The 16,811-nt window shown below is 73.9% G+C and carries 18 protein-coding genes; 9 read left to right on the top strand and 9 right to left on the bottom strand.

The genetic code is table 11. From position 1 onward, the window contains the following. Positions 1-11 precede the first annotated feature (11 nt). Positions 12-1,100, bottom strand: coding sequence for a DUF2330 domain-containing protein (locus tag AC6CKD_RS28375; protein ID WP_498331302.1), 1,089 nt, complete (start codon positions 1,098-1,100; stop codon positions 12-14). Positions 1,101-1,382: 282 nt separating this feature from the next. On the opposite strand from AC6CKD_RS28375, the gene tmpA reads away from it, so the two are divergent. Continuing rightward, complete coding sequence (tmpA, locus tag AC6CKD_RS28370) at positions 1,383-2,507, top strand: 2-trimethylaminoethylphosphonate dioxygenase (protein ID WP_498331073.1); 1,125 nt, start codon at positions 1,383-1,385, stop codon at positions 2,505-2,507. After that, positions 2,504-3,085 (top strand): phosphonate degradation HD-domain oxygenase, encoded by a 582-nt coding sequence (locus AC6CKD_RS28365; RefSeq protein ID WP_498331071.1) that lies wholly within the window; start codon positions 2,504-2,506, stop codon positions 3,083-3,085. Before tmpA ends, AC6CKD_RS28365 begins: the two co-directional genes overlap by 4 nt. On the opposite strand, the gene AC6CKD_RS28360 is transcribed toward AC6CKD_RS28365, so the two are convergent. After that, complete coding sequence (locus AC6CKD_RS28360) at positions 3,086-3,856, bottom strand: GntR family transcriptional regulator (RefSeq protein WP_498331069.1); 771 nt, start codon at positions 3,854-3,856, stop codon at positions 3,086-3,088. Positions 3,857-4,103: 247 nt separating this feature from the next. Here AC6CKD_RS28360 and AC6CKD_RS28355 point away from each other — a divergent pair, with 247 nt between their 5' ends. Beyond that, positions 4,104-4,481: a cupin domain-containing protein gene (locus tag AC6CKD_RS28355; protein WP_498331068.1), complete on the top strand. Its 378-nt coding sequence runs from the start codon at positions 4,104-4,106 to the stop codon at positions 4,479-4,481. 64 nt (positions 4,482-4,545) lie between these two features. Continuing rightward, positions 4,546-5,037: a hypothetical protein gene (locus AC6CKD_RS28350; protein ID WP_498331066.1), complete on the top strand. Its 492-nt coding sequence runs from the start codon at positions 4,546-4,548 to the stop codon at positions 5,035-5,037. A gap of 3 nt (positions 5,038-5,040) precedes the next feature. Here AC6CKD_RS28350 and AC6CKD_RS28345 read toward each other — a convergent pair whose 3' ends face one another. The 5 genes from AC6CKD_RS28345 to AC6CKD_RS28325 form a co-directional block, all read right to left on the bottom strand. Further along, on the bottom strand, positions 5,041-5,706 hold the full coding sequence (locus tag AC6CKD_RS28345) for an HAD family hydrolase (RefSeq protein WP_498331064.1): 666 nt from the start codon (positions 5,704-5,706) through the stop codon (positions 5,041-5,043). After that, entirely contained in the window at positions 5,703-6,845 is a 1,143-nt protein-coding gene (locus tag AC6CKD_RS28340; RefSeq protein ID WP_498331062.1) for an ABC transporter ATP-binding protein, read from the bottom strand. Before AC6CKD_RS28340 ends, AC6CKD_RS28345 begins: the two co-directional genes overlap by 4 nt. A gap of 5 nt (positions 6,846-6,850) precedes the next feature. Further along, positions 6,851-7,765 carry an ABC transporter permease gene (locus tag AC6CKD_RS28335; protein ID WP_498331301.1) on the bottom strand — a complete coding sequence of 305 codons (915 nt, stop codon included), beginning with the start codon at positions 7,763-7,765 and terminating at the stop codon, positions 6,851-6,853. 143 nt (positions 7,766-7,908) lie between these two features. Next, positions 7,909-8,817: an ABC transporter permease gene (locus tag AC6CKD_RS28330; RefSeq protein ID WP_498331061.1), complete on the bottom strand. Its 909-nt coding sequence runs from the start codon at positions 8,815-8,817 to the stop codon at positions 7,909-7,911. After that, positions 8,817-9,986: an ABC transporter substrate-binding protein gene (locus tag AC6CKD_RS28325; protein ID WP_498331060.1), complete on the bottom strand. Its 1,170-nt coding sequence runs from the start codon at positions 9,984-9,986 to the stop codon at positions 8,817-8,819. The genes AC6CKD_RS28330 and AC6CKD_RS28325 overlap by 1 nt, the downstream gene beginning before the upstream one ends. Before the next feature lie 230 nt (positions 9,987-10,216). Here AC6CKD_RS28325 and AC6CKD_RS28320 point away from each other — a divergent pair, with 230 nt between their 5' ends. Then, on the top strand, positions 10,217-10,963 hold the full coding sequence (locus tag AC6CKD_RS28320; protein WP_498331059.1) for a GntR family transcriptional regulator: 747 nt from the start codon (positions 10,217-10,219) through the stop codon (positions 10,961-10,963). A gap of 124 nt (positions 10,964-11,087) precedes the next feature. On the opposite strand, the gene AC6CKD_RS28315 is transcribed toward AC6CKD_RS28320, so the two are convergent. Both AC6CKD_RS28315 and AC6CKD_RS28310 read right to left on the bottom strand, forming a co-directional pair. Continuing rightward, entirely contained in the window at positions 11,088-11,303 is a 216-nt protein-coding gene (locus AC6CKD_RS28315) for a DUF6243 family protein (RefSeq protein WP_498331058.1), read from the bottom strand. A 277-nt stretch (positions 11,304-11,580) separates the two neighbouring features. After that, positions 11,581-12,414 (bottom strand): Rossmann-fold NAD(P)-binding domain-containing protein, encoded by an 834-nt coding sequence (locus tag AC6CKD_RS28310; RefSeq protein WP_498331057.1) that lies wholly within the window; start codon positions 12,412-12,414, stop codon positions 11,581-11,583. A 71-nt stretch (positions 12,415-12,485) separates the two neighbouring features. On the opposite strand from AC6CKD_RS28310, the gene AC6CKD_RS28305 reads away from it, so the two are divergent. From AC6CKD_RS28305 to AC6CKD_RS28290, 4 genes are all read left to right on the top strand, one after another. Then, positions 12,486-13,394, top strand: a complete 909-nt coding sequence (locus AC6CKD_RS28305) for a LysR family transcriptional regulator (protein ID WP_498331055.1) — start codon at positions 12,486-12,488, stop codon at positions 13,392-13,394. 167 nt (positions 13,395-13,561) lie between these two features. Beyond that, positions 13,562-14,359 carry a CoA transferase subunit A gene (locus AC6CKD_RS28300; RefSeq protein WP_498331053.1) on the top strand — a complete coding sequence of 266 codons (798 nt, stop codon included), beginning with the start codon at positions 13,562-13,564 and terminating at the stop codon, positions 14,357-14,359. A 1-nt stretch (position 14,360) separates the two neighbouring features. Continuing rightward, positions 14,361-15,062 (top strand): CoA transferase subunit B, encoded by a 702-nt coding sequence (locus tag AC6CKD_RS28295; RefSeq protein ID WP_498331051.1) that lies wholly within the window; start codon positions 14,361-14,363, stop codon positions 15,060-15,062. Positions 15,063-15,464: 402 nt separating this feature from the next. Continuing rightward, positions 15,465-16,766: an extracellular catalytic domain type 1 short-chain-length polyhydroxyalkanoate depolymerase gene (locus AC6CKD_RS28290; protein ID WP_498331299.1), complete on the top strand. Its 1,302-nt coding sequence runs from the start codon at positions 15,465-15,467 to the stop codon at positions 16,764-16,766. Positions 16,767-16,811: the final 45 nt, after the last annotated feature.

Genomic DNA, 16,811 nt, shown 5'->3' with positions numbered 1-16,811 from the left:
GGGCCGCACGGTTACACGTGCGGCCCCTCCGGCACGGCCCTCCGGCCGCGGCGCAGCCGCAGCGCGGTCAGGGCGGCCGCCGGGGCAGCCACCAGCAGGCCCCCGAGCGTGAGGAGCCAGACCGGGACGCCGCCGACCGTGAGCAGTGCGTCGGAGTACTCGACCCGTCGGTACGGGGCGTCCCCGGCGGCGGCGCGCAGTTCGTGGTCTCCGTCGATCCGGGACGGGTCCGGGAAGCCCTGGTCGATCGCCGTCAGGAACAACGGCTCCGCGCCCGCGAATTCGGCGACCGGACCCGTCGGGGTGATCCGCCCCGCGAAGGTCACCTCGGGGGCGTCGCCGCCGATCGCGGAGACGGGTTCCATGCGGTGCTCCGCCAGGACGTACAGGCCCAGGGACTGAGCGGTCGAGGCCAGTCGCGACAGCCTCATCGGGTAGACGAGCCGGTCGCTCTCGAAGCTGATCAGGAGCGGGTCCAGGGTGCCGCGCAGGGTGGCGCCCTGCTCCCGGGGGGCGAGCCGTACGGCGACGTACTCCCAGCGCTGGTCCACGTACGGCTCCAGCTCGGCGGAGAGGCGGTCGGGGAGCACGAAACCGTTGGCGTCGAGCCAGTCGCCCAGCGCCTCGGGGTCGGTCGCCGTCAGGCGGGCAACGTAGAAATCCCCGAGCCGCTCCCGGCCGATGACGCCGACCCGCGCCTCGCCGCTGCCGGGGGGCGCCGCTCCGGCCGCGTCCCCCCGGCCGGAGGCGAAGGGCCAGTCCCCCTGACGGGGCCAGAAGTAGCCGCGGGTGCGGCGCTCGGGCCGGGTCAGGTCGGCCAGCTGCGAGAACAGGCCCGCGTCACCGAGCCGCACCGTGGCCCGGCCCGGCACCGGCATGATCCAGGCGGCCCGCTTGGCATCGCCCCGGACCGTGAACCGCATCGCCACCTGCTCGGTCCTGCCGTCCCAGCGGACCACGGAGGCCTCCCGCGAGACTCCGATCCGGGAGCCGCCGTCGGGGACCATGGCCCCGCATCCGCAGGCGTGGGCCGGGCTGACGAGGGACCCCAACTGGGTCGCGAGCAGCGCGAACAGCAGGAGTCCGGCCCTTCCCCTGATCCACCGCGCCGTCCGCGCCAGCGGCGTCCACACCACGCTCGCCGTCCGCGCCGCCGGCGTCCACACCACCCGTGCCGTCCGCACCGTCTCCCCCACACCCCTCGCTCGACCGCCCGCGGGCCCGTTCGCCGGCGGGCCCGTCGGGCCCGCCCAACCGGGGCGTTCGCCCCGGTCTCAGACGGCCCGCGCCGCGATCCGGTTCCGGCCACCTGTGCGCCACCTGCCGGTCACCTGCCCCTGGCACGCTGCGAGCCCCCGGAGTTGTATATACAACTTTCCGACATGGCAGGAGCCACGATGCCCGTACCGGCGATCACCCGCCCGCCCGCGCCCTGGCTGCGCGACAACTGCCCGTGCGCCGAGTGCCGTGACCCGCGCACCGGGCAGAAGCTGTTCCAGATCACCGAGCTGCCCGCCGGCCTGGCCGTCGGCTCCGTGCGCGAAGTGCCCGCCGCCGACGGCGGGCCCGGCTGGGAGGTGGTGTGGCAGCCGGACGGCCACCGCTCCGTGTACCCGGCCTGGTGGCTCGAAGCCCACGGCCCGGACGGTTCGGCGTACCGCGCGGCCGGGGACGGGCGGACCGAGGCGGACAAGGAGCTGTGGGCGGCTGGGGACCTCGACGGGCGGATCCCGCAGGCCGGCTGGGACGCGTACATCAGCTCCCGCGAGGTCCGCGAGCAGGTCCTCGACAGCGTGGTCCGGCTCGGCTTCGCGCTCCTGCGGGAGGTTCCGTGCCGGGACCGGATGGTGCTGGACGTGGCCCGCACCTTCGGCTTCGTCCGCGAGACGAACTACGGGGAGCTCTTCGAGGTCCGCGTGGAGGCCGCCCCGAACAACCTGGCCTTCACCGGCGCGCTGATCACCCCGCACACCGACAACCCCTACCGGGATCCCGTACCGACCCTCCAACTGCTGCACTGCCTGCGCAACGAGGCCCGGGGCGGCGACTCGGGGCTGGTCGACGGCTTCCACGCGGCCGCGCTGCTGCGCGCGCGGGAACCGGAGGCCTTCGAGGTGCTGACCCGCGTGCCGGTGGAGTTCGCCTTCGCCGACGCGCACTGCGAACTGCGGGCCCACCGGCCGCTGATCGACGTGGACCCGCTGGGGCGGATCCGCGAGGTCCGCTTCAACAACCGATCCATCTCCACGCTGCACCGGCCGGCGACCGTGCTGGAGGAGTTCTACGCGGCCTACCGGCTCTTCGGCGAGCTGCTGGAGCGGCCGGAGCTCCGGCTCGACTTCCGGCTCGCGCCCGGCGACTGCGTGGTCTTCGACAACACCCGCCTGCTGCACGCCCGTACCGCCTTCACCGAATCGGGGGGACGCCACCTCCAGGGGACGTACGCCGATCTCGACGGGCTGCTCTCCACCCTTGCCGTCCTGCGCCGCGAAGGGGCCTCCGCGTGAGCCCCCACGACACCACCGGCCCGGCCGGCGCCGTCGACGCGCTGACCCGCCTCTTCGAGGGCGAGGGCAGCGCCGAGTACTTCGGCGAAGCCGTCACCCAGGCCGGGCACATGCTCCAGGCGGGAGCCCTCGCCGAGGCCGCCGGTGCCCCCGCCCACCTGGTGGCGGCCGCGCTGCTGCACGACATCGGGCACTTCCACGGAACCGTGACCGGCCGCGACCTGATGGAGGGCGGGCGGGACAACCGGCACAGCCACACCGGGGCCGACTGGCTGGCCCGGTGGTTCGGGCCGGAGGTGACCGAGCCGGTCCGGCTGCACGTGGCCGCCAAGCGCTACCTGTGCACGGCCGAGCCGGGCTACTTCGACCTGCTCTCGGAGGCCTCCGTCCACACCCTGCGCGTCCAGGGCGGCCCGATGACCGTTGAGGAGGCGCGGGCGTTCGAGGCGCTGCCGGGGGCGGCCGACGCGGTGGCCGTGCGGCGCTGGGACGAGCAGGCCAAGGACCCCGGGCAGGCCACCCCGGACTTCGGCCACTTCCGGCCCCTGCTGGAGGCCCTGCTGATCGAGAACGCCTGATCAGGGGCCGAGCAGGCGGCCCAGCGCGCTGACGGCGGTGGTGTGCACGGTGAAGGCCACCGTGCCCGGCAGGTAGCGGTCCTGCGACCACTCCACCGGGGTCCCCGCCGGGTCGGTGGAGCGGCGCCGTTCGCGCAGCAGGGCCTCGCCCTCCCGGCAGCCCAGCAGCCGCGCGTCGTCGGCGTCGGCCGCCGCGATGTCGATGGTGTGGTGGGCGTCGGCGAAGAGGACTCCGTGCCGGGCGAGTTGCTCGGAGTACGAGACCGTGTCCGGCGGCATGTCCGCGACCAGGACGCCGACCGGCTCGGGGTACGTCGTGCGCTCCACCATCACGGGGGCCCGGGACAGGGTGCGCAGCCTCAGCACGCGGTACACGGCGGCGCCCGCGTCGATCCGCAGCTGCTCCGCCTCCTCGGCGTCGGCCTCGCCCCGGTCCACTGCCACGGTCCGCCCCCCGGGCTCCTGACCGAGCGAGCGGGCCCACCGGGTGAAGCTGCGGAGCTCCGCGACTCCCCCGGCCTCCCCCGCGCCGCCGCCGAGGACGACCCGGCGGGTGCCGCGCCGCGAGGTGATCAGCCCGTCGGTGCGCAGGGCGGCGAGGGCTTGGCGCACCGTACCCCTGGAGACTGCGTAGCGGCGGGCGAGCTCGTCCTCGGCGGGCAGTCGCGCGCCGGAGCCGTACTCGCCCGCGGTGATGGCGGTCCGCAGGTCCCCGGCGACCTTCAGGTAGAGCGGGGTCCTGGGGGCCGGGTCGCGCGGTGCCTCGTTCACGGGGCCAGCCTGTCATGGCCGGGGGCGGGGCCGGCCGGGCGGTCGGCGGGGCAGGCCGGGCGGGGCGGGCGGGGCGGGGCAGGGCGGGGGCGGGGCGAAGGGCCCGGGAGGTCGGGACGTTTCGCCCGGTATTGAGACGATGTCCATCGCCTAAATTCGAACCGTGACCGGAAGGACCGGTGGCCGTGGCCCGGCCCTCGCGGCGGGAGCCGCACACCAACGCGCAGAGGAACCCACCATGTTCGGCATGACCATCGACACCGCCCCCGACGCGACCACCGGCGGGCCGGTGCTCCGCCTCGACCCCGAGGGCGGCCCCTTCCGCGCGCTCGCGGCCGTCCGGATCCAGGTGCCGGCCGGGGGAACGATCCCGGCCCACGCGCACGGGGCGTCCGAACTGCTGCTCACGGGAGTCGCCGGGACGGTGGAGGCCTCGTGCGGGTGCGGGGCCAAGACGGTGGCCGCGGGTGCGTTCGCGATGCTGCCGGCCGGCAAGGAGATCACCCTGGCCAACCACGGCACCGAGCCGGCGACGGTCCTGGCGGTGTTCTCGCAGAGCGAGTTCACGGAGGGGCTGCCGCGCGCCGCGGCGAAGGGCTGCGGCTGCCAGGGGCACGGCGGCTGACCACGCGTTCCGCTTCGGGCGGGCCGCTCTGGACGGGCCACCGGCTTGATCCCATACTTCTCCCGTGAGAACGACGGAAAAGCAGCCCCGCACCAGCCCGCTGGTGCCCGACGCGGTGGCCGGGGAGATCGCCCGGCACGACTGGAACGCCATCGAATGCGGCTGTGGCCGTCCGGCCGGTCACCTCGGTCACCTCCCGGACACCCTGTGGGACGCGGCCGAGGGGCACCCGGCCGCGTTCCGCGCCTTGGAGGGCCACGCCTTCCACACCGGGGTGCTGCGGCCGCCCGCACCGGCCGTGTGCGGGGTCCTGATGGCGGTCTGGTCCGCCGGCCCGCCCCGGCAGTCGACGCGCGAGGCCCTGCTGTGGGCACTGCTGCGCCTCCTGGGCGCCGAGGACGACGGCTCCTCGCACGAGGCCGGCCTCTACGGCCAGTGTGCCGCGCACATCCGCTCCGGCCTGCCGGGGCTGCGCGCCACGGCGTCCCGGTACCCGGGTTCCGAATCGGCCGCCTACGCGGACGGAATCCTGAACCTGCTCGACCTGACGGCCTAGGCTTCACACCCCCAGCGGAGCGACCAGGCAGGCCCGCAGGGTGGCCGGGGTGACCTCGGAGAGGGAGGGCGCGAAGGTGCGTACCGGCGACGCCGGGACCTCCAGCAGGGACGGGACCACCAGGACTGCGCAGCCGGCCGCCTCCGCCGAGGCGGCGCCGTCCGGGGAGTCCTCGACCGCCACGCACTGCCACGGCTCCGCGCCGAGCCGCGCGGCTGCGGCCCGGTAGGGGTCCGGGTGCGGCTTCGTCAGGGACGTGTCGTCGGCGGACAGGGTGAAGGCGAAGGGCACATGGGCCAGCGAGCCGCCCACCACCGAGTCCACCACCACCCGGGGCGAGGCGCTGACCAGGGCGAACGGCAGGCCTTCCGCTTCCAGGGCGGTCAGCAGCCGCTGCGCGCCGGGCCGCATCGGCGCGCCTTCCTCGACCCGGCCGAAGAAGCTGTCGGTCAGGGCCCGCGCCACCTCGTCCGCATCCCCCGCGCGGGCGACCCGTACGAGGTGTGCGGCGGTGTCCTCCACCGCCCGGCCGACCACCTCGGGGGCGTCGGCGTCGGTCAGCGCGTACCCCAGGTCCGCGGCGATCTCCACGGTGGTCTGCCACCACAGGACCTCGGTGTCGACGAGGGTTCCGTCCATGTCGAAGAGAACGGCGGCGAGTCCGGTCATGAGGCGTCCCCTGAGGTTGATGCCGATGCGGTCGCGGTCGCGGTGGCGACGACGAGTACGGGGCGTTCGGCCAGGCCCACGGCCGCCCGCGCGCCCGGTGCGAGGGCTCCGGCCTCGCGCGAGGGCAGGTCGGCCTTGATCCGGGTGCCGTCGGGCAGATCCAGGTGCAGCCGGGTCACCGAGCCGAAGAACGAGGCCGATACGACGGTGGCCGCACCCTCGGCGCCCTCCGCGGCCGCCGTCACCGTGATGTTCTCGGGGCGTACGAGGACCTCGACATCGGAGGTCGAAGGCACCGGACCGTCCACGGGCAGCCGGGAGCCCGCCACCTCGACCGTGCCGGAGCCGGCCAGGCGTCCGGGGAGGCGGTTCATGGTGCCGACGAACTCGGCGACGAAGGGGGTCGCGGGCCGTTCGTACAGCTCGGCGGGGGCGGCGCACTGCTCCAGGCGGCCCGCGTTGAGGACGGCGACCCGGTCGGCCATGGACAGGGCCTCCTCCTGGTCGTGCGTGACGAACACGGTGGTGATGCCCAAGGAGAGCTGGAGCCGGCGGATCTCCTCGCGCAGGCTGACCCGTACCTTCGCGTCGAGCGCGGAGAGCGGCTCGTCGAGGAGCAGGACCCGGGGGCGCAGGGCGAGGGCGCGGGCGAGCGCGACGCGCTGCTGCTGGCCGCCGGACATCTGGTGCGGGTAGCGGTCCCCGTGGTCGGGCAGGCCGACCAGGTCGAGGAGTTCGGCGGCGCGCTCGCGGCGCGCGGCCGCGCCGACCTTGCGGACGCGCAGGCCGAAGGAGACGTTGTCGCGGGCGTTGAGGTTCGGGAAGAGGCTGTACGACTGGAACACCATGCCGGCGTCACGGCGGTTGGCCGGGATCCGCGTGATGTCCTGTCCGTCGAGGAGCACTTCGCCGGAGTCGGGGTGTTCGAAGCCGGCGACTACGCGCAGCGCGGTCGTCTTTCCGCAGCCCGACGGGCCGAGCAGGGCGACGAGTTCGCCGGGCTCGATGGTGAGGTCGAGTCCGTCGAGGGCGATGGTGGAGCCGAACGCACGGCGCAGGCCACGGAATTCGACTCGGGCTCCGCCGGGGGACGCTTCGCTTTCCGCGGGCTTCCTGGCCTCGGGAAGGGTGAGGGACATGCGGGTCAGGACTCCTTGCCGGAGGTGCGGGAGGTGCGGGAGGTGCGGGCGTTTCGCGAGGGGCCGGGAGACACGGTAGCGGGGGTGGTACCGGCCCGGGAGAGGAGGAGCAGCAACAACCAGGTGATGAGGAGGCTGAGGACGGAGACGGCCACCGACATGCGGGCGTGCGCTCCCGAGATCGACACGATCCACACGGCGAAGGGCTGGAAGCCGAGCAGCGAGGCGATCGTGAACTCTCCGAGGACCAGGGCCAGCGTGAGGAAGCCGGCTCCGGCGAGGGCGGCCCTCAGGTTCGGCAGGATCACGCGCAGGACCACGTACGGCCAGCTCGCGCCACAGCTCCGTGCGGCTTCGACCAGTGTCGGGACGTCGACGGCGCGCAGTCCCGCGTCCAGGGAGCGGTAGACGAAGGGCAGGGCGAGCACGGTGTACGCGAGGACCAGGACGAGGGGGAAGTCCGGGTTCTGGACCGCGAGGAAGGTCTGGTAGAGCGGGGTCCTGGAGAGGTGTTCGGGACCCCAGCGCAGCACCGTGGTGATCCCGGTGACCAGCGCGATCGGCGGTACGACCAGCGGCATCATGCACATCACCTCCACGACCGGGCGCAGGCGCGGGGAGCCGATGCGTACGGCGACCAGCGCGGGCACGGCGAGGAGCAGCGACGCGGCGATGGTCGCGGCGGCGAGGCCCAGCGAGAGCAGCAGGCTCTCGGTGAACCCTTCGGCGGAGAGCAGCTGGGTGTACGCCTCGAAGCTGACGCCCTGGCCGGGGACGTGCACGGTGAACACGAAGGAGGCGAGGAGCGGGAGGACGAAGTACGCACCCGCGAGCGCGAGCACGGCTCCGCGCCACACCCGGGGCCGGGAGCGGGGGCGGAACCGGCGCGGCGCACGGGCCGGGGGTTCCCGCCGGTCCAGCTGCCCGGCCGGGCCGGCGGCGGCCGGACCGGCCGTCCCGGGAGCCGCAGCGGCGGTGGCGTTCACAGCCGTCGTGGCCGTCGTGGCCGCCGTCTCGCTCGAAGCCGCCGGGGCGGCCCCGTCGTTCGGGGCGGGCGTCGGGGTCATCGCAGCCATCGGGCGCTCCGTCGCTGGAGGGGCAGGTAGACCGCCATGACCAGGCCGGCGATCACGATCATGTCGAGGCCGAGGGCCAGGGCCACGTTCTCCTGGCCGGTCAGCACGTTCCCGGACAGGGCGTCCGCGATCTTCAGCGTGACCAGCGGGACGGAGCCGCCGACGAGCGCGGCGGCCGTGGCGTGCGCGGCGAAGGCCGTGCCGAAGAGCAGCACGAACCCGCCGAGCAGGGAGGGTGCGAGGACGGGCAGGCCGACGTGGCGCCAGAATTGCCAGGCGCTCGCCCCGTTGTTCTGGGCGGCCTCGCGCCACTGCGGGCGCAGTCCGTCCAGCGCGGGGACGGTCACCAGCACCATGAGCGGGGTCAGGAAGTAGAGGTAGACCACGGTGAGGCCGGTGAAGGAGTACAGGTTCCAGCCGAGGCCGGTCAGGTCGGCGAGCTGGGTGACGACCCCGGAGATCCCGACGGTGGCGATGAACGCGAAGGCGAGCGGGACCCCGCCGAAGTTGGCGAGGACGCCCGAGGCGGTCAGCGTCGCTCCGCGCAGGGCGCGGGAGGGAGAGGTGACGACGGCCTGTGCGATGAGGACGCCGAGCACCCCGGCCACGAGTGCGGTGAGGGCGGAGAGCTGGACGCTGCCGACGAGCGAGCCGAGGTAGGGCCCCTGGAGCGAGCGGGCCAGGTGCTCGCCGGTCGCTTCGGTGGCCCCGCTCACCGGGTCCGTACGGGTGACCGCGCCGAAGGCGATGGCGCCCAGCGGGACGCCGAAGCACAGCCCGGTGAAGGCGAGGAGCGGGAGGGCGGCGAGCCAGGTGCGCGGGCCGCGCCGCCGGCGGCGGGTGGCAAGGCCGCCGGCGGTCCCCTTCGCGTGGGAGGTGGTGGTGGAGGCGGACATCAGCTGAGGGCCTTGTCCCACTTCTCGGAGAGGGTGGCCTTGGCCTTGTCCAGCTCGGTGGAAGCCGGGAAGGTCGGGGTGCCCTGGACCTGCGGGAGCTTGGTGACGGCTTCCTTGTCGACGGTGCCGGCCTGGGTCATGGCGGGCAGCAGCACGGGGCGGGCGTAGCCCTTCAGCCACAGGTTCTGGCCCTCGGTGCTGTACAGGAACTCCATCCACAGGCGGGAGGCCGCCGGGTGCGGGGCGTCCTTGTTGATGGCCTGCGAGTAGAACTGGGCGTAGACGCCGTCGGTGGGGATGGCCACCTTCCAGTCGACGCCCTTGCCCTTGAACTGCTCGGCGTAGCCGGCGTTCAGGTAGTCCCAGTCGATCGAGATGGGGGTCTCGCCCTTCTCGACGGTGGCCGGGGTGGATTCGACGGGGATGAAGTTGCCGCTCTTCTTCAGCTGGCCGAAGAAGTCGATGCCGGGCTGGATGTCCGCGAAGGAGCCCTTGTTCGCGAGGGCCGCCGCGTAGACGCCGCCGAAGGCGGAGCCGGACTTGGTCGGGTTGCCGTTGAGGGCGACCTTGCCCTTGTACTCGGGCTTGGCCAGGTCGGCGAAGGACTTCGGGCAGTTCGGGATGCGGGCCGCGTCGCAGCCGATCGAGACGTAGCCGCCGTAGTCGTTGTACCAGCGGGCGTCCGCGTCCTTCTGGGCGGCGGGGATCTGGTCCCAGGCGGTGACCTTGTACGGGGCGAAGAGGTTCTCGGCGGCGCCGCTGCGGGCGAAGGCGATGCCGAGGTCCAGGACGTCGGGGGCGCGGGTCTGGCCCTTGCGGGACTTCACGGCGGCGATCTCGTCGGCGCTGGAGGCGTCCGGGTTCTCGGCGTTGATCTTGACCTTGGGGTACTTCGCCTGGAACGCCTTCTGGATCTCGCCGTAGTTCGCCCAGTCGGCGGGCAGCGCGATGACGTTGAGCTCGCCCTCCTTCTCGGCGGCCGCGACGAGGCCCTCCAGGCCGCCGAAATCGGCGACCGAGGTGGCGGCGCCGGGCTGGATCTTGTTCTTGCCGTCGCCACCGGCGGAGCCGGCGGACTGGTCGGGTGCGGCGCCGCACGCGCTGAGCGTGGTGAGCACGGCGGCACTGAGCAGAACGGCCGCACCGCGACGGGCGGAGGATCTGAGCACGGTCTCTCCCGGAGACGAAAACGCATGAAGAACGCGTGGAGGGTGTTCACTTGTCTGAACAAGTTGGCTCCAGTTCGCCCTGGGTCGCTGTACGGGCGGTGAACGGCGGCTGTCCCGTGGAGCACGTCTCGACGAAGACCGGAGACCGGCCGGGCACAACCGTGCCGGACAGCCCTCAAGATGATCTTCAGGACCGGTACACACATCAACGCAAGGGGGAACAGGACAGCATGGCTACGGTGCGGTATCTGGAGATCGCCGAGGCGCTGCGCCGGTCGATCCTCTCCGGCCAGTACCCGGTGGGCGCCCAACTGCCCTCGGAGAGCGATCTGGCGGCGCGCTGGTCGGCCTCCCGCGGCACCGTCCGCCAGGCCGTGGCGATGCTCGCCGCCGAAGGGCTGATCGGCTCCCGGCAGGGGGCCCGCAGGATCGTCCTGCGCCACGAGCGCAAGCACAGCTTCGGCGAGCTGAACAGCTTCGCCCAGTGGGCCGAGGGGGTCGGCCACCAGGCCGCGAGCCGGTTCCTGTCGCGCACCCGCCGCCCGGCCACCGCCGAGGAGGCGGACCGGCTGGCCCTGCCGGACGGCACGGAGATCCTCGCCGTGCTGCGGCTCCGGCTGCTCGACGGTGAGCCGACGATGGTCGAACGGACGGCCTACGCCGACTGGGTCGCGGCGGCGGTGGAGGCGATGCCCGAAGACTGCCGCTCGGTGATGGACGGGCTGGCCGACGGCTCCGGCATCGTCGCCCATTACGGCGAGCACCTCATCGACGCGCTTCCCGCCGGCAGCGAGGACGCCCGGCTGCTGGAAATCCGCCGCGGCAGCCCGCTGCTGCGCCAGCGGCACGTCTCCGCGACCCGGACGGGCCGCCCCATCGAGTGGTCCGACGACCGATACCGGGCGGGGAGCGTCACCTTCAGTGTGAACAACTCGGCGGTAGCAACTCCGCTGGAGCGCCGAGCCGGTGACCGTTAGCCGCGGTATCGCCGGGGCTGCGCACGGGACGGCCCTGGTGGTGCCCGGGACGGCAGCAGGGCCCGGACCGCGCGTCGCGGTCCGGGCCCTGCCCCGTGCGGTGCCGCCTTGCGGCGGCGGTGCGTCAGTTCTGTGCGGTGTCGTCGCCCGTCTGCCCGGCGCCCTCGGCCGCGGCCGCCTTCTCGCGCATCTTGCGCAACAGCTCCGCCTTCTGGTCGGCCGCGCCCTGGCGGTCGAGGTTGCGGTGGGGGCCGTTGTTCTGCCGCTCGGCGCGGGACTGCCGCTTGCGCTGGCCGCCGCCCTGGCCCACGGGGTTGTTGATGTTCTTGCTCACGGTCACGGGTTCTCCCGGTAATGATGTGGAGTGATCTACGGATGCGTCGGTGGGGGACGGGCGGCGACGTCGAAGGACGTCAGCGGGGGCCCGTCACGCTCTCACTCGTAAATCGGCGTCTGGAAGAACATGACAAAGACGTTACCCGGTCCTCTCGGCGCCGCGCACCAACCTTTTCGCCGCCCCGGCACCGGCAGGGCCTTCGGCGCCGGCATGAGAGACATCTCACGTGCATGCGGTCGTCGCGGGACAGCCTCGAAGGGCCGCAGGACGGCCGGTGTCCCTACGCCCGGAGTGCGGCGGCACTCTCCCCGATGGCCTCCGGGAGCCAGTCCGTGAGCCTCCCGAAGCGGAAGCCGAGCGCGGCGGCCGGGCCGTTGTCCATCGCGTAGGCCCGGTCGAAGGAGAACGGCGAGGCCTCGGAGCCGGCCGCGACGGTGCGCAGGCGCGGCGCCCGCCCGACCCGCTCGGCGACGGCCCGGGACAGCCCGAGCACGTCGAGCTCCCCGTGCGAGGAGGCGTTCACCGGCCCGGTGAATTCCCGCTGCCCGGCCCAGTGCAGGAAGCGGGCGATCTCGTGGTGGTGGATGAAGGAGGTGGGGTACGGGGCTTCGTGCACGGCCACCGGGATCCCGGCGCCGATCCGCTCCACGTAGTGCGCGAGGCGGCCGGTGAACTCCGCCCGGCCGCCGCCGAGTACGTGCGCGGTGCGGACCGCCACGTGGCCGAAGGCGGGCTCCGCCCCCAGCACCGCCTCGGCCCGCCGCTTGCCCTCGGCGTAGGCGCGCGCCTCGGGCGTGGGCGGCGCGGGGTCGTGGACCTCCATCGTCGAGGTCATCACGTACCGCCCGGTGCGGCCGGCGAAGACGCGGCGGGCGATCTCCGCCTGCCGCGGCGTGTAGCAGACCTGGTCGAAGACCACGTCGAAGGTGCGCTCCCCCAGTGCCGCCCGCAGTCCCGTTTCGTCCTCCCGGTCGGCGGTCAGGTGGCCGACGCCCCGGGGCGGGGCCGCGGAGCCCCGGTTCAGGACGGTCACCTCGTTCCCGGCGTCCCGCTCCAGGGCGACCAGGTGCTTTCCGAAGTAGCGGCTGCCGCCGATGACAAGGATCTTCTTCATGTCCGGGACTCTGCCGCTGTACCGTCCCCAGCGGAACTACCGGAATGCTGATCGCGTCGTAAGGGAAACTGATGATCGATGTGCAGCGGCTGCGCATCCTGCGCGCCGTGGCCGAGCACGGCAGCTTCAACAAGGCCGCCGGGGCGCTGCGTCTGACGCCGTCCGCCGTCTCCCAGCACATCGCGGCGCTGGAGCGCGCCGTCGGTCACCCCGTCGCCGTGCGCAGTACCCGCGGGATCACCCTCACCGAGCCGGGCCGCCTGCTGGTGGAGGCGGCGGAGGCGGTGTCGGCCGAGCTCGACCGGGTGCGCCACGAAATCGGCCGGGTCACCGCCGAGCGGCCTCGGCTGACGGTCGCCACCTTCGTGAGCGGCGGCCGGAGGCTGCTGCCGGGCGCGCTCGCCGCGTTCGTCGCCGCGCATCCGGAGGTGGAGCTGACGGTCCTGGAGGCCGAGCCGGAGGAGGCGGTACCCATGGTCCGTTCGGGCGCCGCCGATCTGGCGCTGACCTACCACTTCGACGGGCCGCTGCCGCTGCCCCCCGGGGCGGCGCTCGACTGGCTGCCGCTGATGGAGGATCCGCTGGCGCTGGTCCTGCCGCCGGGGCACCGGCTCGCGGGGCGCGCATCGGTCGCTCTCCGCGAACTCGCCTCCGACCGCTGGGTGCTGGGCTGCCTCAAGACCGAGGCGTACGTGCGCCGGTACGCGGACCGGGCCGGCTTCGGCCTCCGGGTGGCGGCTTCCACCACGGACTACTTCTTCGCGCGCTCCCTCGTCGAGGCGGGCGTCGGCGTCGCGCTGATCCCCCGGGTCGCGCTGCCGCCGGGGGTCGGGGGTCGCGACGGGGATGCCGACCGCGTGACCGTCGTACCGGTAGAACCCCCTTCCCCCGCACGGCACGTCGGGGTGCTGTCGCCACGACGGCGCCGTCCCCACCCCTACGCGGCAGCCCTGGCCGGGGCCCTGACCGCGAGCGCCTGACCAAGCCCGGCGCCCGGCCGGGGGCACCACAGAGGGGCGGTCCGGTGTGTGCCCGGCCGCCATGGCCAGGGCGGGCCGGCGGTTCCTAGGGTCGGTCGGGCCGGCCCGGCCGCGCGCCGCCCGTTCGGGGTGGACGGCGGCCCGGGCCGGGCGGAGGAGGGTGTGCGATGGGGCTGGACAAGGAGGTCGCGAGCGCGGCCGGGGCGGTGGCGGACATCCCCGCCGGGGCCTCGCTCGCGGTGGGCGGCTTCGGCTTGTGCGGGGTGCCGGGCGTGCTGATCGGCGCGCTGCTGGAGCGCCCGGAGGTGCGCGGCCTGGAGGTGGTGTCGAACAACTGCGGGGTGGACGACTGGGGTCTGGGCCTGCTGCTGCGCGAGGGCAGGATCGCCCGGATGACCAGCTCGTACGTGGGCGAGAACAAGGAGTTCGCCCGGCAGTACCTGAGCGGCGAACTGGAGGTGGAGCTGGTCCCGCAGGGCACCCTCGCCGAGCGGATGCGGGCCGGTGGCGCGGGCATCCCGGCGTTCTACACCCCGGCCGGTGCCGGTACGCAGGTCGCTGCGGGCGGCCTGCCCTGGCGCTACCGCCCCGACGGGGGCGTCGCCGTGGCCTCGCCGCCCAAGGAGCTGCGCAGCTGGGGCGGCCGGGAGTACCTCCTGGAGGAGGCCATCACCACCGATTTCGCCCTGGTCCGGGCCGCGGCCGGGGACCGGCACGGCAATCTCGTCTTCCATTCCTCGGCCCGCAATTTCAACCCCCTCGCCGCCATGGCGGGGCGCATCACCATCGCCGAGGTGGAGGAGCTGGTGGAACCGGGAGCGCTGGATCCGGACAGCGTCCACCTGCCGGGCATCTTCGTGCAGCGGGTGGTCCCCGTACATCCCGGCGATCCGGCGGCGGAGCGGCGCGTCGAACGCCGCACGGTCCGGACGGGCCTCCTCCTCGACGAGCAAGGCGGCGTGTGACATGGCTCTGACGCGTGAGCAGATGGCGGCCCGCGCCGCCCGCGAGCTGGCGGACGGTACGTACGTGAACCTGGGGATCGGGTTGCCGACCCTCATCCCCGGCCACCTGCCACCGGGGGTCGAGGTGGTGCTCCAGTCGGAGAACGGCATCCTGGGCGTGGGCCCGTACCCGGTGGCCGAGGACGTGGACCCGGACCTGATCAACGCGGGCAAGGAGACGGTCACGGTCCGGCCGGGGGCTTCGTTCTTCGATTCCGCGCTGTCCTTCGGCATGATCCGCGGCGGGCACGTGGACACGGCCGTGCTGGGGGCCATGCAGGTGTCGGCCTCGGGCGACCTGGCCAACTGGATGATCCCCGGGAAGATGGTCAAGGGGATGGGCGGCGCGATGGACCTGGTGCACGGCGCGGCCAGGGTGATCGTGCTCATGGAGCACACCGCCAAGGACGGCACGCCGAAGCTCGTGGAGCGGTGCGAGCTGCCGCTGACCGGGCGGGGCGTGGTCCACCGGGTGATCACCGACCTCGCGGTCCTCGACATCGCCCCCGAGGGATTCCTGCTCCGCGAACTGGCTCCCGGGGTCTCGCTCGACGAGGTGCGCACGGCGACGGACGCGGAGCTGGCGGTGGCGGTGACGGCGGCTACGGCGTGCCCCGCTACTGCGGCGTGGCCGCCCGGGACGGCGACCGCGGCGACCCGGTAGCAGCGGGCGCGAGCCCCCGCAACCCTCGCGGAGCGGTCAAGCGGTGGCCCGAATATGGCGCTCCGCGCCATGCCGCAGCGGGCGGAGCCGCTCTTACGGTGGCGGGCACCGCGGGCCCGGACGACGGGCCCGCGCCCTGCCCGCCCCCCTCAGGGAGCCGCCATGCCCTTGCGCAGCAGATCATCCGAGACCCGGACCACCGGCCGACGACGTCCGCCCGGCCGGTCGTACCGGCAGACGTACGGGCAGACGTACGGGCAAAAGCGCCGGGCCCTCGCGCGGCTGCTCGCGCTGGTGCTGCTGGCCGTGGGCGGGGTGGTGGCCGGGCCCGTCTCCCCCGCTCGCGCGGCCGTCACGCTCCAGCGGGTCACGGAGTTCGGGGCCAATCCGGGACAGCTCGCCATGTACGTGTACCGGCCGGCCTCCCTCCCGGCAGACCCGGCCGTGGTGATCGCCCTGCACGGCTGCACGCAGAACGCCCAGACCTACGCGGACAACTCCGGGCTGCCCGAACTCGCCGACCGCGACGGGTTCCTGGTGGTCTTCGCGGAGACGACCTCCGCGAACAACCTCAACAAGTGCTTCAACTGGTTCCAGTCCGCGGACAACCGGCGCGGCCAGGGCGAGGCCGCGTCCGTCCGGCAGATGGCCGCTCACGCCGCCTCCGCCTACTCCGCCGACCCCGCCCGCACCTTCGTCACGGGCCTGTCGGCCGGCGGCGCCATGACGTCCGTGATGCTCGCGGCCTACCCGGACGTGTTCGCGGCCGGGGCGGTGATCGCCGGCCTGCCCTACGACTGCGCCAAGGGGAGCAGCCCCTACACGTGCATGAACCCCGGGGTGGACAAATCCCCCGCCGCCTGGGCCCAGTTGGTCCGTGACGCGTATCCGGCGTGGCCCGGCCCCTGGCCCCGGGTCGCGATCTGGCAGGGGGACGCGGACACCACCGTCGTGCCCCGCAATGCCGATGAACTGCGCGACCAGTGGACGGCGTTGCACGGTCTCCCGCAGACCCCTGACCGCACCTCCGTCATCGGTCCGAACGCGACCCGCCAGGAGGAGTACCGGACCGCCGACGGCACGGTGGCCGTCGAGGTGGACCGGGTCCCCGGCATCGGGCACGGCACCCCGGTCGATCCGGGCCCGGGTTCCGGGCAGTGCGGGCACACGGGGGCTGCGTACTTCCTCGCCTCCATCTGCTCCGCCCACTGGATCTCGGAGTTCTTCGGTCTGGACGGCACGACCGGCCCCGCCCCCGGCACCCTGCCCGCGCCCTCCGGCCTGGCCGCCTCCGCCGTCGGGGACACCAGCGTCACCCTCACCTGGGACCCGGTGCAGGGCGCCGCCGACTACGCCGTCCACCGGGACGGGATCCTGATCGCCACCCCGGCCGGCCCCCCGCACACGGACGGCGGCCTCGCCCCCGGTACGGGTCACACCTGGACCGTGACGGCCCGCGACGCGGCGGGGGCGGCCGGGGCCCGCTCCGCACCGCTCACGGCGAGCACGACCGGCGCGCCCGCCTCCTGCTGGAAGGCGAGCAACTACCAGCAGGTACGGGCGGGCCGGGCCACGACCGACGGGAGCTACGCGTACGCCAAGGGCTCGGGGCAGAACCTCGGCCTCTACAACCTCTACGTCACCCACACCCTCAAAGAGGCACCCGCCGGCTACTTCGTCATCGCCGACGCCGGCTGCCCCTGACCCCCCTGCCCCCCCCCTGCCCCCCTGCCCCCCTGTCCCGCCCTG

It is taken from the genome of Streptomyces sp. GQ60 (genome assembly GCF_059758875.1).
This window is presented reverse-complemented; position numbering and strand designations above follow the sequence as displayed.

Bases quoted from the DNA above. Each gene is read 5' to 3' on its own strand.
- tmpA (WP_498331073.1), top strand. From the start codon at position 1,383: ATGGCAGGAGCCACGATGCCCGTACCGGCGATCACCCGCCCGCCCGCG.
- AC6CKD_RS28355 (WP_498331068.1), top strand. From the start codon at position 4,104: ATGACCATCGACACCGCCCCCGACGCGACCACCGGCGGGCCGGTGCTC.
- AC6CKD_RS28345 (WP_498331064.1), bottom strand. From the start codon at position 5,706: ATGACCGGACTCGCCGCCGTTCTCTTCGACATGGACGGAACCCTCGTC.
- AC6CKD_RS28340 (WP_498331062.1), bottom strand. From the start codon at position 6,845: ATGTCCCTCACCCTTCCCGAGGCCAGGAAGCCCGCGGAAAGCGAAGCG.
- AC6CKD_RS28330 (WP_498331061.1), bottom strand. From the start codon at position 8,817: ATGTCCGCCTCCACCACCACCTCCCACGCGAAGGGGACCGCCGGCGGC.
- AC6CKD_RS28320 (WP_498331059.1), top strand. From the start codon at position 10,217: ATGGCTACGGTGCGGTATCTGGAGATCGCCGAGGCGCTGCGCCGGTCG.
- AC6CKD_RS28310 (WP_498331057.1), bottom strand. From the start codon at position 12,414: ATGAAGAAGATCCTTGTCATCGGCGGCAGCCGCTACTTCGGAAAGCAC.
- AC6CKD_RS28305 (WP_498331055.1), top strand. From the start codon at position 12,486: ATGATCGATGTGCAGCGGCTGCGCATCCTGCGCGCCGTGGCCGAGCAC.
- AC6CKD_RS28300 (WP_498331053.1), top strand. From the start codon at position 13,562: ATGGGGCTGGACAAGGAGGTCGCGAGCGCGGCCGGGGCGGTGGCGGAC.
- AC6CKD_RS28295 (WP_498331051.1), top strand. From the start codon at position 14,361: ATGGCTCTGACGCGTGAGCAGATGGCGGCCCGCGCCGCCCGCGAGCTG.
- AC6CKD_RS28290 (WP_498331299.1), top strand. From the start codon at position 15,465: ATGTACGTGTACCGGCCGGCCTCCCTCCCGGCAGACCCGGCCGTGGTG.